This is a genomic window from Novosphingobium cyanobacteriorum, assembly GCF_029436685.1.
Lineage (GTDB): Bacteria > Pseudomonadota > Alphaproteobacteria > Sphingomonadales > Sphingomonadaceae > Novosphingobium > Novosphingobium cyanobacteriorum.
Genome location: NZ_JAROCY010000013.1, coordinates 85,578 through 99,536, shown reverse-complemented (window position 1 = coordinate 99,536; position 13,959 = coordinate 85,578). Strand labels below are relative to the sequence as shown.

The 13,959-nt window shown below is 66.9% G+C and carries 2 protein-coding genes; both read right to left on the bottom strand.

Going from position 1 to position 13,959, the window contains the following annotated elements; genetic code table 11:
• Positions 1 to 249 precede the first annotated feature (249 nt).
• A complete protein-coding gene (locus POM99_RS14325; protein WP_277278999.1) occupies positions 250 to 798 on the bottom strand; it encodes an OmpH/Skp family outer membrane protein in 549 nt (182 codons plus the stop codon).
• A gap of 94 nt (positions 799 to 892) precedes the next feature.
• Positions 893 to 13,957 (bottom strand): filamentous hemagglutinin family protein, encoded by a 13,065-nt coding sequence (locus tag POM99_RS14320; protein ID WP_277278997.1) that lies wholly within the window; start codon positions 13,955 to 13,957, stop codon positions 893 to 895.
• Between the last annotated feature and the right edge of the window lie 2 nt (positions 13,958 to 13,959).

Below are 13,959 nucleotides of genomic sequence, written 5' to 3'. Positions count from 1 at the left end.
AACTTTGACTGCACTGCGCGATGTAGACCGCGTTGCGCATTCGGGGTCCGATTCGTCCCTGGGGTCCCCTCTATTTTTTGGCGGTGACAGTTTTGTGAGGAATATGTCGCATCCCGCAGGGGCCGCGAAGGAATTGGCAAGGAAGTCCGTTGGCCACGCCCCGTTACGGCACGAACACGTGTCACAACTGCCGAAAATAAAACGGGAAGGACGGCCCGAACCGCCCTTCCCGTGGTTGATTCCCTTGGTTCAGCGCTTGGGTGCGGGCTGCCCGGAAAGGTCCTCGCGCTTGAAGTCTATCGTGGTCACCCGCGCATCCAGCGCCCGCACCACTTCGACCGTCAGATCGTTGCCGAAGTTGCCACCGAGAGCGACGGCGCGGTCAAACAGCAGCCCGCAATTGTGCTGTTTATAGACCGCCGCGATGACCGGCTGGGTCTGGGCGGCAATGGTGTCGATCGCCTTGGCCCGGGTGCGGTCGATTTCGCGCGAACGCAGTTCCGCCTTCGCCTGAATCGGCGCGAACCTCTCGGAAAGCGCCTTCTCCTGCGCGCGGCGCTGGTCCGCCGTCAGCGTCGCGGCCTGTGCCTGCAAGGCTGCAGCCTGGGCCTCGAGCGGCTTGCGCTCGGCATCGACCTCAGCCTGCGCTTCCTGTGCCAGCTGCCGAACCCGCGCCGCCGCCGCGATGCCCACCTTGCTGTTGGCCAGCACCGCCTCGCGCGAGATCAGGCAGACCCCAGGCACCACCGGACCGCCAAGACCCTGCCCGGCATCGACGGCCGCGGGGGCCTGCGCCATAGCGGGACCGGAGGCCATCATCGTGGCCAGGGCACAAGCCATGCTGCTGCGAAGAACGGTTGAAACGGTCATGTCCTGCACTCTCTCATGCTGATCAGTTCGCGCACCTGCCGTCGGCATCCCGCTTGCCACTGGGGCAGGTGTCGCTGTCCGGGCCGACATAGCCGAGCACGTCGACACGGATGATCGACTGGCGATCGCCGGCGTCGTTCTTCTGCTGCGCGCCTGCCTGCGCGGCGGTGGCGGCAACGGCTGCCGTGGCGCTGGCCGGCACTGCCGGCGCCGCAACCACAGCCGTCGTCGGCACGCCCACCGAAGTGCCGCCAACCTTGAAGTTATCGGCGTTCGCCACCCGCGCCGCGGCCACGAAAACGTCGCCCGATGCGCGCACGCCGGCATCGCCCGCATCCACCGTGCCCACCGGGGCAAGCAGGATCACGCTCGAAGGTTCGACATCGAGCGATGGCCGGAACGCCGCGATGCCCGCGCCGGAAACGCTGCCCGCGCTGTCCACCTCGGCAAAGGCGTTGGGATCAAAGCGCAGCACCACCGGCGGGAAGTTCGAGGCCGTCTTCGGCCCCTGCCCCGCGTTGAGATCGCCGTTGGATGACCACATGGTGACATCACCCCCGCTCAGAGTGAACAGTCGGCTCTGGTTCAGGCGGAAGTCACCGTCGGTGAAGCTCTGGATTTCGCCACCGCGCAGCGAAAGCACGCCTTCATAGCCAATCGGGATCGACGAGATCCGCACCGGCGATACGCTGAGCGCCGCACCGTTGCGGATGTTGAACAGCCCGGTCGAGCCCAACGGCGTGGACTTCGATGCAGCCTGCTGCGACGTGCGCACAACGGAACCGGCAATGAAATCGCCCCCCGGCCCGAGAATGTCGATCGTGCCCCCGCGCGAGGTCTGGATCGTGGCAAGCCGAAGGTCGACATTGCCGGTAATCACCCGCGTCGCCACCGCCGGCTGGCCATCCACCAGTTTCTTGGTCGCTTCGCCCAGTGGATGAGCTTCGCTGACCGTTGAGGGGTCGGTTTCGAACGTCGCCAGGTTGTCGGTATAGCCGGCACTTGCCGGGAACAGCGTCTGGATCGCGCGATAGCCGCGTACGTATTGCTGGTAGGAAGGCCCGTTGGGATCGGCCGGCGCGGTCAGTTCGCCAAAGTACACTTCCTTGATCAGGAACTGCCGCTGCCGCTCCTGCGAAAGACCTGTGGTAAAGGCGGCATAGAGCTTGTCATAGCTGCCATAGGCCAGGTTCGCGATCGCACTGTCGCTCTTGCCCGTCGCGCCCGGCAGGGCGCTTGCGAACAGGTCGGGCGCGTTGTCCTTCAACCACAGTGCCAGCTTGGCGGCGTAGATCGGCTTGGCCCGGTCCGGGCTCTTGTTGCCGGCGCTGTCGCTCACCTGCACGAACAGGTCGCCATCCAGCTTGGCCAGGTTGGCCGGGTCCAGGTATGTCGACGACAGCGCATCGTAGTCTGCACCGTTGGCCACACCGAACAGCGCATAGATGTCTGCGCCCTGTCCGCCGAGCCAGGGGTTGGCCTCGTTGCCAATGGTGCGGATACCGCCGCCATAGCTGACGCCACCCACGGTCACCGAGTTCAGGAACGGACCCAGGTCACGCCCAGCCTGCACCAGAAGCGAACCCGGCCCGCCCAATACGATGTTCGTGACGTTTACAAAGGGACGCCCGCTGGCCGAAGAGCCAAGCGGCGGCAGGTTCGATGTGGCGGTGATGTCGCGACCGGCGACGATGCTGGTCACATCGGAACTGCGGACGTTCTGCCCTTCGAAATAGAAGTCGACGATGTCTCGCCCGGCGTTCACCCGCGCCGCCTTGGGCAGCGCCAGTTGCACGCTGCTGATCGAACCACCGGCATAGATCTGCGCCGGAGTGGTATCGTCTGCATGGGTCACGTTGCGATCATGGTAGAGGCGCAGCGTCACGTCATCGGTTGGCCCGACCACGGAACCGAACGTGAAGCCCAGCCCGCCGAGGCGGAAGGCGTTGCCGGCAAAACCGTCGAAGCTCGCCACCGTGAAGGCGCCCGGCAGGTCCGAAGGATTGGCGTCGCTCATCGAAAGGGCGAATGATCCCATGTTCCCACCTGCGACCAGCGAAAGCTGGCCATAGCGGCTGGGATACTGGAGCGAAGCGATCCCGTTGCCAAAGGCGAGGTCAGACGAAAGCGAGGACAGTGCCAGCGACGGCGGCAGGACATAGCCGCGCAGGAACGAGGCGCTGGAGATCGAGGTATCGACATCCATGAACGCCACGCGCATTTCCTTGCGGTTCTGCACCAGCGAAAGCTTGCCCACCGTCGATGCGGAAACGCCGGCCACCGGGCTGAAGAAGCCGGCGCTGTTCAGCTGGCTGTTGAGCCCTGCACCGGCCTGCTCAGCGCCCAGCGCCCCGATGCCGCCGATCACCACGGAACCACGCGCGGCAAGCGAAACGTTCGAATCCGCGACCCGGATGCGCAGCAGGTTGCGGATGTCGGCATTCGGGATCTGGTCGTCGTACGACCCGCCCGTCAGCGTCTCCCCGGCCGAGCCCACGGCGCGGCCGATATCCAGCCGCCCGACACCCGAAGCAATGTCAACCTGGCCACCCAGCATGTCGCGGCCGGCCTGCAGCGTCAGGTTGCCCGATCCGGTGCTTGCCAGTGTCCTCGCTCCGGCTGCGGTCCGGTCGGTCACGATCGAATTGTCCAGCGCGATCGTCAGGTCCGCCACGTCGCGCGCGGCCCGCACCATCACGTCGCCACCGGCCAGCGCCCCCACACCCGAACCGAACAGCTGCGAAACAACACCGATCCGCGTGTCGAGGCCTACCGCGCCGACGCGCCAGCGCTGGCTCGACCCGCCGATATGCGCAGGATCGAAGGTAGAGGTGCCGGCTTCATAGCCCGGCATCTCGGTATCGATCTCGGTCCCTTCGCCCAGGAACGCCTCGCTCCAGATATCGCGCCGTCCGATCACGTCGCGTCCGGCCTCGAGCGAAACGTCGCCACCGTTGCCCGCCAGGACGGGCGCGAAATCGAGCAGGCCCTGCGGCGAGGGAATGTAATCCAGTTTCTCGGGGCTGGCGGGATCGGCCACGATCCGGCCCGAAAGGCCGATGGTCGGCAGGCGCGTGCCCGCAGTGTAGATGGCAGCGCCACCAACTTGTGCAGAGCTGAACTCCGCCTCGTATGGCGCCCCCCCCGCATCGCGGGACGAGCCCGACGCGTCGCGGTAAACCACCTTGCTGCTGCCGACGAGATCGATGTCGCCCGCCGCCGCGATGGAGATGTTGCCATTGCCCGTGCGGATCACCGGGCGATAGGTCGCAACCGACTGGTCGAAGGTCACGGCCGAGCTTGCCTCGGCGCTCAGATCCGGGTTGAGGTTGCCGTAGTTCTTGCCGAAGTCGCCCGACAGGAACTGCGCCACTTCTGCCAGCGAGGCATAGACGCCTACGACTTCGCCACCTTCGCGAATGAACCGGTGCCCGGTGAAGAACGTGGCCGCTGCGGCCTTGGCCGCGTCCGACAGGTCGCTATCGCTGCCCCAGTCAAGCCGGGTGTAGTAATCGCCCGCCGTCTGCGCATCCACGTAGTCGGCAAAGCGGCCGTTCAGGAAGCTTGAGGCATTGTCGAACAGATAGGTGCCCGAGCCATCGTCGAACCCAAGCTGCAGCGTATCGCCAATCGAAGCCCCGCCATCACGCGCCACGACGCGATAGGACTTCTCGCCCGAAACCGTGACCGATCCCTTCGAAGAGCGATCGAAGGCCAGCGGATCGGCCGAAGCAAGATCGGCTCCCGCCGTCAGCCGGATGTCCGAGGAGTTGACCGCCTTGCCATCCACCAGCGGGAACAGTTCGCCGATGCCGATGCTATTGCCCGTGCCATTGGCGGCGGCGCTGTTGGCTGATGCGCTGTAGGGCGAATGGACGAAGATCGGCGTCGCCTGCCCGCCCTGAAGCCCGGAGGTCAGGTCGATCTTGACGATATCGTCGTCCGAGGGCCTGCGCCCCAGCGCGATCAGCTCGCTGTAGGAGGGCAGGCCAAAGTCGCAGATGCTGCCCGATGCGCAGTCGACCACCACCCCGGGGTGATAGGTACGGTCGCCGCCGCCCAGCTGGTAATTGATGTAGGCCGGATCGGTCCGGTCGTGGAACGCGAAATATCCGTCGCTGATGCTGCCCGATACCTGCAGGTCCTTGGCCGTGCGCACCGTCAGCACGCCGGCCTCGCCCGTCACCGCGCCGCCGACGCGGAACGTCATGTCCACGTATTTGGCGAAAAGCTCGCCTTCCTTGCCCGCCACCACTTCATAACGCGGGTTGCCGGTGGCATCGGGGCCAAGCGGCGAGACCTTGATCAGGCCATCCTGCAGGGCGCCGGCGTAGTCGGTGATCTGCCCGGCGCCCAGGTTGATATTGCTGTCGATCACCACGTTGCTGGCGGAAACCAGCTCCGCCTCCGGCCGCAGGCGATAGCCGGTCAGATCGCCGCCATGCTTCAGCCGCACCGAGAAGTTGCGGATGAATTCGGCCATCGCGCCCTTGCTGCCGGTGTCTGCCAGGAAGTTGGGCAGCCCGGTTGCGCCGGCATCCAGATGGATCGCACCACGGCTGCGCGTAACGCCCGAGAACTTTCCGGCATCGGCGATCGCATCGAGGTCGAAGCGCTTGAACGCCTCGATCTGCAGCGACGCGGCGCCCTTGATCGTGCCCTTGGGGTCGATATCCACCGCGCCGTTCACCAGCGGCGCGCGGAACACCACGCTGCCACCAAGGTCACCGGCCGCGAGGCGGTATGCGGTGGACTGGTTCAGCGTCGTCGGGTCCTTCACCGTAACCGCGACCAACCGGTCCTGCGTGCGCGCGGCCGAAACGTCGATGACCGCACCCTGGACAATCGAGATCCCCGCACCCTGCGCGGAAATGCCGATGGTCACATCGCCCGCGCTGGCCTGCCTGCTGTCAAGCGCGCTGTAGCCGCTGGTCCCGGTATCGAGCCGCGCCGTAGCCGCCAGACTGACGCCGTCCGCGCCATAGAGCGCAATGTCGCCGCCGTTCACGCGCGCGGCGGCATAGGCCGGATCGCTCATCTTCAGGGCCGAGACATCATCACCCGAAGTGTCAATTGTGCCTGCGATAGTGATCCGCCCGCTGTCCGTCACCAGCCTGACGCTGGACGCGACAAGACTTTGCCCGGCGTTGAGCGTGAGATCGCCTTCACCCGTATGGATGGCCATGTCGCCGCGGAAGTGGTTGCCATAGTCGCTGACGAAACCGGCCAGCCCGAACGCCTCGCCATTTCCGGTCAGGATGCGATCCGCGTCCAGCGTGATCGAGGCCTTGCGCTTCGCCGTCGCCGCGATCCCGCCATTCAGCGCCGCGCCCAGGCGGATGTCCCCGTGTGAGGAGGCCAGGATCAGCTTGCCGGCATCGCCCAGTCCGTTGTCCACGGTCAGCGCGGCGGTGGACGCCAGCGTGATCGATCCATCGAGCGAGCGCAGGTTGATCGTGCCGCCGCCCGCCGTGGCCAGCAGGCCATCTGCCGCCGTGCCGATCCGCGTCTGGTACCCGGGCGCCAGGATCGCGCTGCTGCCCGTCACCGCGATATCGCGCCGTGCCCAGCCGTTGACGAGGCCTGCCGTGGCGCGGATCGTGGCGTTGTTGACCGTCAGGCTGGCGACTTCGGCATCCAGCGCCCCGAACGAGACGATCGAACCCGGCGCCTGCTTCACACCCGCCAGATCGCCGGTCAGCCCGGTGCCGTCCACGGTCACCTTGCCGGTCGTGAGGAAGGCATAGTCCGCACCGCCATTGGCAAGGTCCGCCTGCTTGCCGCTGGCGTGGTCGGCGATGAAAGGCGTGCGGATGGTCAGGCTCACCCGCTGCGGATCGCCCGCATCGTCGATCGCCAGCGTACCGGTGCCTTCCACCAGCAGGCCCTTTGCCGCTTGCAGCGTCACCCCGCCTTCGAAGCCGAAGGTGCGGACCATGCCCGAGCCGAGCGTGATCTGGTCCGCCTGCAGAGTCAGGCTGGCGCCGCTGCCGCAGCCCGCCTGCCCGCTTGCCGAACAAGTGGCACGTTCGTCGCCCGAATTGCCGAGCGTGAGCGTCTTGGCCGAGATCGTGGCGTCCCCCGCCCCCGCCGCAAGGCCCGGTGCATCAATCGTCAGCGCGTTGAATTTTGCCGGCAGGGCATCGCCCAGCGTGATCACCCGGCGCGAATGCAGGCTCAGCTTGTCCGCCGCCGCCAACTGGCTGGCAATGGCCGGATCCATCCCATTGTCGGCGAACGAGATCTTGGCGCTGCTGTAATCGATCGCCTTGCCGCTGATCGAAACCCCTTCGCCAAAGCCGACCACCCCGGTGGAATTCAGCATCAACGCGTTGCCAGCCACCTTTGCCCCGGCACCGAAGCGCAGCGCGGTCTGGGCGCCGTCCGAGAAACCGAGCGATGGATCGATCGTCCGCTCCACCTGCCGGTCCGCCCCGCTGGACACGCGCAGCAGCGCGCCGACGCCGGTGTTGTCCGCATCCTGCCGCAGCCGCGGCCCTTCGGCATAGCCGACGACATAGGCGCCATCGTCACTGCCCGACAGCGTCCCCGTCGCCACCAGTGAAGCGCCGGCTGCAACCTTCAGCGAGGAATCCTGCCCGCCCACCGCCAGGATAAGCTCAGGCAGCGCCAACGAAACGTCGCGCGCCACGCTCAGGTCGCGCGCCACCACGTCCAGCCGCGTCGTGCCGTCGGCACTGTCCTGTCGCACGCCGCCGATCAACAGGCTTTCGGCATGCAGGTTGGCCAGCGTGCCGGTGGTCAGCGACAGGACGCCCGGTGTTTCCGCACCACCTGCCGCCGCGCGGATCTCTATCGCCGATGCGGCAATGTCGAACTGCGCCCCGCGCCCGCCCGCAGCAGCGCCTGCAAGGAACGCGCCATCGGCGGTGAACGCCGTGCCGGGATTGATCACGAAGCGCGCCGCATCGCGCGGAGCGCGCGGCTTGGCCAGGTCCTTCTTGTCGGCCAGCTTGTCGAAGTTGTCGGTGGCCGAAGTCAGCCTGATCCGCGCGTATTTCAGGAAGCTGTCGGCGTCCTGCACGGTGAACGACCTGCGCTCGGATTCGCGGAAATCGGTGCCCGCCGTGCCGAAGCTGCCGCCCACAACCACGCTGCCATCGCGCAGCTTCGCCGCCGCCCCGGCATAGGGCGCGACCGCCGCGGTGTTCTCCACCAGCCGCAGCGTCCCCGGCACCAGCGCATAATGCGCCGGCAGCAGCAGGTATTCGCCCGCCGCGATCCCCGGCGCGGCATCCAGCCACACCGTGCGCCCGGCAGACAGGCCATAAAGGTCCCCGCCACCAACGCCATAGTCCGCCGAATAGAGCGGGTCATCGGCCGCGATTTCGCCCGCCTTTGCCACTGGCAGGATCGCATAGACCTGCCGCCCGTCGGCATATTGCAGGCCGTTGTTGGCGCTGAAGCTGTCGCTGTTGAAGCGGGACAGCACGTCACGCGAACCGCCCGTGCCGGAAACGAATTCATAGGCGAAGACGTCACCGCCGCCCTGCCCGTCGATGGTCGCCCCGGTGGCGACATCGATCGTCCCCCCGCTCAGCACCAGCTGCCCGCTGGGCGCTGTGGTCAGCGCGCCGTTGGTGTTCGGCGTGAAGTAGTACTCGGTCAAGTCGGTCGTCTGGCCATAGGGCACGTTCAGCCCCTTGCCACTCACCGAAGTCACGCTGCCCGCGCCGAATGTCACGTCCTGCGTGGCAGGCGCGAAGGTCAGCGAGCCCGGGATGCGCTGGCGGGAGGATGAGCCGATCTCGAGCAGGCCGAGCGGTGCGCGCAGCACCCCGTCCTGCCGGATGTGCGCGCCCAGTACCCGCAGCCAGCTTCCCGCCGAAAGCGGCGAATCCGGAACCACGCCACCGTTCGACGCGAACGAGACCGTGCCGCCTTCCGCCACCGAGGCGACGAGGAAAGGCAGCGCCGCCGAGTTGGTGGTGCCGTTGCGGCGGTCCTCGATCAATTGCTGCAGGTTGCCGGTGCCGGTCGTGGCATAGACCTGGTTCGCCTTGAACGAGAGGTCGCCAGTGGCGATCACCCCCCCGGTCAGGCCCACCTGCCGCGTCACGTCCACCACCGCCGGTGCCACCCCGGTCAGGCGAATGTCGCCTGCGGCATCGAAGTTCACCGATCCCTTGCCCGCGCCGGGCACGGCAAAGCCGATGCCGCCAACAAGGTCGATGGTGTTGGCGGCAAAGGTGATCGATCCTTCGGTTGCTGCACTGGTCAGGCTGCTCGGCGCGGTCTGGGCGCGGCTGGACAGGCGGATATAGGGCGCTTCGATCCGCGCCGCGCCACTGCTCAGCAGCGTCACCCCCACCTGGAAATCGCGCTCCTGCGGGCTGGAGCTGGCTGAATCCGCCGAAGACAGGATAAGCGCCTTTGACAGCTTAAGCGATACGTCGCCCGAAAGGCCCAGGCTCTTGCGGACAGACAGCGTGGAAAAGCCGGAATCCTCGATCTGGTCGGCCGACAGCACGTTGCTGGTCGATACAAGCCCGGCGTAGGACTGGGTCAAGGTCGGCGCCAGCCATTCCAGCACGCCGCCTTCGGCCTGCGCCGCACCGCCCGCCGCGCGGATCGTTGCGCCCGCCAGCGAGCCGCCCGACAGCGCAGAGATCGTGCCGCCATTGGACCATTGCGGGGTCAGCGCAAAGCTGTCGATGCCGGTCTGCACATCCAGGCTGGCCGCAGCGCCGGAGATATCGATGGTCGATCCGGCATCGGCCTGCAGCGCCATGCCCACCTGCGCCCGTGCATAATCGATCGTCGTGCCGCCCTTGATCACCTGCGCTCGCCCGGCGCCATAGGCGGGGCTGGAAAGCAGCAGCGACGAAGGATCGAAGAAGGCCGCGCTGGTGCGCAGGCTGCCACCGGCATAGAGCGTTCCCGCCACCATGCGCCGGCCATCGGCCAGCACCGGCGCGCGCGGGTTCACCACCAGCCCGCCCGAAAGGTCGGTCACGCTGCCCTCCGCCAGCCGGATGCCCGTCCCGGCATCCAGCGCGCCAAGGAAGAACACCGTCCGGTCCTTGCCCGAGATCGAGAACAACTGACCGTTGGTCAGCGTGGGATCGACCAGCGAGGTTGCGTCTTCGGCATACTGCACGTGGCCATCCACCACGGCATGCCCGCCCAGCACGGAATCCAGCCCGGTGCCGCCCAGGCTTTCATCACGCACCCCGATCGCTCGGCTCAGCAACACTTCGGGCAGCGCGCTGCGCTGCAGGATTGATCCGCCCATGATGCGGATGGTGCCCTGGTTGAACAGCTTCGATGCGGTGATGCCCGCGCCCGCCGCGCCAGTGATCGAACCGCCCTGTTCGACCACCAGTTCGGAAAGGCCGCCGATCGAAAGCGTCGCCGCCCGCCGGTCCCAGGCATCCACCGGGATCGACGCGCTGACCAGCGTGGTCACGTCGCCACCAGTCTGCAGGCCGATCAGCTTTGACGCAGCCGCCGGATCCAGCACGCTCGGCAGCAGGGCCTGCGACAGGTTCAGCGTCTCGCCGTCGCGGATCACGAACTGCGTGGTGTCGAGGAAGGCGGAATTGCCGGCGATGCCGTTGTCGAACAGGTCCTTGAACGTGCGGCTCTTCCACGCTGTCAGGTTCAGTGCGCCGAACCCGGTCTGCTGCAGGAAGTCCAGCGCCAGCCACGCCTTGCCGTCCACCTTCGTTCCGCCAAGGGAAATTTCGGGCGCCACCAGCGTGAACGCGCCACCCCCGCCAAAGCTGAAGCCCTTGAAGTTCGATGCGTCGAACTGGATCACCGAGCGCTGTACCGAAGGCACCAGCGCCGAACGCACACCCTTGCTTGCGTCTTCAAGGAAGTAAGGTGTGAAAGTGACCGACTGGTTCTCGCCTCCGATCGGCAGGTCGGTGGTCGATGTATTGTCGAGCAGCGGATCGGTGCGTGATAGCGAGGCGTAGACCGTCTCGTTCAGCAGGGTCACGTTGCCGCCCCGCGCCGTCAGCTGCAGCGCGCCCGTGGCGTCGACATAGCCGCCCGAGGATACGTTGAGCAACGCGCCGGGACGGATCAGCAGATCCCCGGTCAGGTCTGCCGCGTCCGTCGCAGTATCGATGCTTTCGCCCAGGCCCACCAGCACCTTGGGCGCCACCGCGAGGCTGATCGAGCCACCGTTGGTGAAGGCCTTGCCGGTGGTGAAGCCGCCTGCCGCCAGCAGGTCGTTGCTCCACTTGCCAGAAACGTCCAGCGTCCCGTCAACCACCACGTCGAACAGGTTGGGCAGCGCCTCGCCCTCGGCATAGACGTGCTTCACGTCGTCGGCCGTGGTGAAGGCCGATCCGGTCGTCGCGATGGAGGATCGCAGCACGATGCCGTTCAATTCATAGGTGCGCGCGGCGATGCTGCCGCCATGCGCGGTCACGTCCCCGCCAAAGGTGATGGTGCGGCCCGCATCCACGGTCAGCGCGCCGCCATCGGCCAGCGTCAGCTTGCTGCCCGTGCCGAATGTCACCCTGCCGCTGCTCTGCAACGTCAGCGCGGAAAGCCCGGCAGCGCTCAGCTGCCTGTCTGAAAGCAGGAATGCCCCCTGCCCCACCGGCAGGTCGGCCGCGCCATCGGCATGGACGAAGATGTCTCCACCCAGCCCCACGCCGCTGCTGCCGCTGAACGAACCGATGCGCAGGAAGCCGCCCGAGGGCATCTGCTGGCCACTCGACTGCAGCTTGCGCGGATCGCGCGCGATGGCCGATCCGGCGGTGCCCGGCGTGCCGGCGGCGATCTGGTTCTTGCCGGCAAAGGCATCGCCATGCAGCGTTGCGTCAACCGTTCCGGTCGAGGCCCGCACCACCATCGCGCCCGCATCGCGGCCCTCGTCATAGGCTGCTTCGTACTGCGCGCCGTTCAGCGCCTTGCTGGAATAGGTCTCGCTCACGCCAAAGCGCGATTGCGTTTCGTCATAGGTGTCGGCCAGGCCGATATAGTCGCCGTTCGGATCTGCCTGCGAGATCGGCACCAGCGTGCCATCGGCGCGGATCAGGCGGGATTCGCGCACCCATCCAGCGTCATAGCGGACCCAGCCGCCCGAAAAGTCCACCGTCGCGCCCTTGGCGATATTCACGTTCGGCGCGCTGGCGGCATCAGCGGCGCCTTCCACGATCTTCACCGCGAAGGTCACGTTGCCGCCCTTGGTCATCAGCTCGGCGGCGGTCACGCCGATCTGGCTGGCCGCGCTGCCCGCCTCGATCAGCGGCGAACCGATCCACTTCACGCCGTCGGCGCGCACGCCGCTCTTGCGCGGATCGATGTACACGGTCTTGCCGTTCAGCGTGAACGAACCGTCGGTCGTCACGTCGCGATAGTTGGGCGTATCGCGCAGCTCGTTGCCCTTCAGCGGCGAGATCTGCACGGTATTGCGCCCGGCCGAAAGCGCCACGTCCTTGATGCCGGAAACGTCGATCACCGCGCCATCGGCCACGTTGATGCTGCCTTCCAGCGGGGCATGCGTCTGCGCCAGGTAGTCTTGCGGGTCCCACGTCTGCGAAGCACGGCCACCGATGGAGACAGTTGCTCCAGGAGCCAGCAGCATCGCGTTCGCGCCAAAGTCCACCTGCGCCGGGCCGAGCAGGCCCACCTGCGCGCCCAGCGTGGTGGCGGCAACATACATGCCGCCGATTTCGATGCGCGATGCCTTGAAGTTGGGCGGGCTGTCGGCCGTCCCCTGTGGCACCGTCTCGCCGTTTTTGTCCTCCAGGATGGCGATGCCACCCGCATGTGCCGGATCGGCACCCGCGCTGATCACCACGTGCCCCGCGGTCAGCGAGATCGCGCCATTGCGCGATACGCTGGTGGTCGATGCCAGCAGCCCGCTGTTGATCACCGTGCCGGTCAGGTCCGCGCCCAGCGAGATGTAGCCGCGCGGAACCTCGATCAGCCCGCTATTGACCGCATTGCCGCCGGTTTCGGTGGTGGAACGCAGGATCAGGCCGCGGATGTCCGGGTCCACGCCATTGGCGTCGCCGGTTGACACGGTATAGCTGATCGCGCGGCCCGCCTGCAGGCTCACCTGTCCTTCGGGCGCGGTCAGCGTGCCGTCGTTGCTCACGTTCGGCCCGGTCAGGATCACGAACCCGCCCTTGCCGGCGGTGATCGTCGCCCCCCGGTCCACCACCACCTGGCCCTCGGGTGTGTCGGAGAACGCGGCCTGGGCGTTGTTGATCGAATAGGTGCCCTGCCCGGCCAGCGCCGAGGTGATCATCGGCACGAACTTGGTCGGCGTGGCCGAAGGGCCAAGCAGGCCGTTTTCCAGGTATGCGGCGTTGCGCTCCTTCAGCGTAAGCCCGGTGAAGCTGTTGCCCGGGTCCGCCGCACCGGTGGCGTCCTTGGCATAGTTGCCAATCTCGAGCGTGCTGGCCAGCAGCGAATGCGTGCTGACCTGCGCGCCCTTGCCAAAGATCACGCCGTTGCGGTTGAGCACCAGCACCGTGCCCGCCGCCTCGATCTTGCCGAGGATCGTGGTGGGCCGCGCATTGGGATCGACCACGCGGTTCAGCACCACCCAGTCAGCCTGCGCCTTGCCGTTCAGCGTCTGGTCGAACTTCAGCGTGGTGTTCTGGCCCACGTCGAAATTGTTCCACGAAAGCAAGGCCCTGCTGTCGGTCTGCTTGATCGTGACGGTATAGGAATCGCCCGACTGCACCTGCGTCGGCATCAGCGCGCCCTGCCAGGTGCCAAGGCCGGTGGCATCGTTTGCCGCCAGCACCGGTGCGGTCACCGCAGGGTTCAGGCCATTGGCGGAAAGCCCGTCGCTCGGCTTCGTCCGCACTGCCGCCAGCGCGGCATTGCGCGCTTCGGTAACGATCGTGCGCATCGACGCAATCGTGGCACGGTTGGCAATCTGCGCCGCCAGGGCATCCTGCATCCGCTGCCCGCGCAGGGGGGTGGCGGTCGACGTGGGCGGAGCCGTGACGACCGGCGCAGCCCCCACCGCGCCGCGCAGGCGGGCCATCTGGGCATCCGCCGGAGCGACCGAAACGGACAGGCCGAGCACGGTTGCACTAGCGCTGGCGAGGAGCCTCCGGCGCATCGCTCCCTGGCGAGAAATCATGG

What these genes read in the sequence shown, in the direction of transcription:
- POM99_RS14325 (WP_277278999.1), bottom strand. Translation starts at nt 798, where the DNA reads ATGGCGCAGGCCCCCGCGGCCGTCGATGCCGGGCAGGGTCTTGGCGGT.
- POM99_RS14320 (WP_277278997.1), bottom strand. Translation starts at nt 13,957, where the DNA reads ATGATTTCTCGCCAGGGAGCGATGCGCCGGAGGCTCCTCGCCAGCGCT.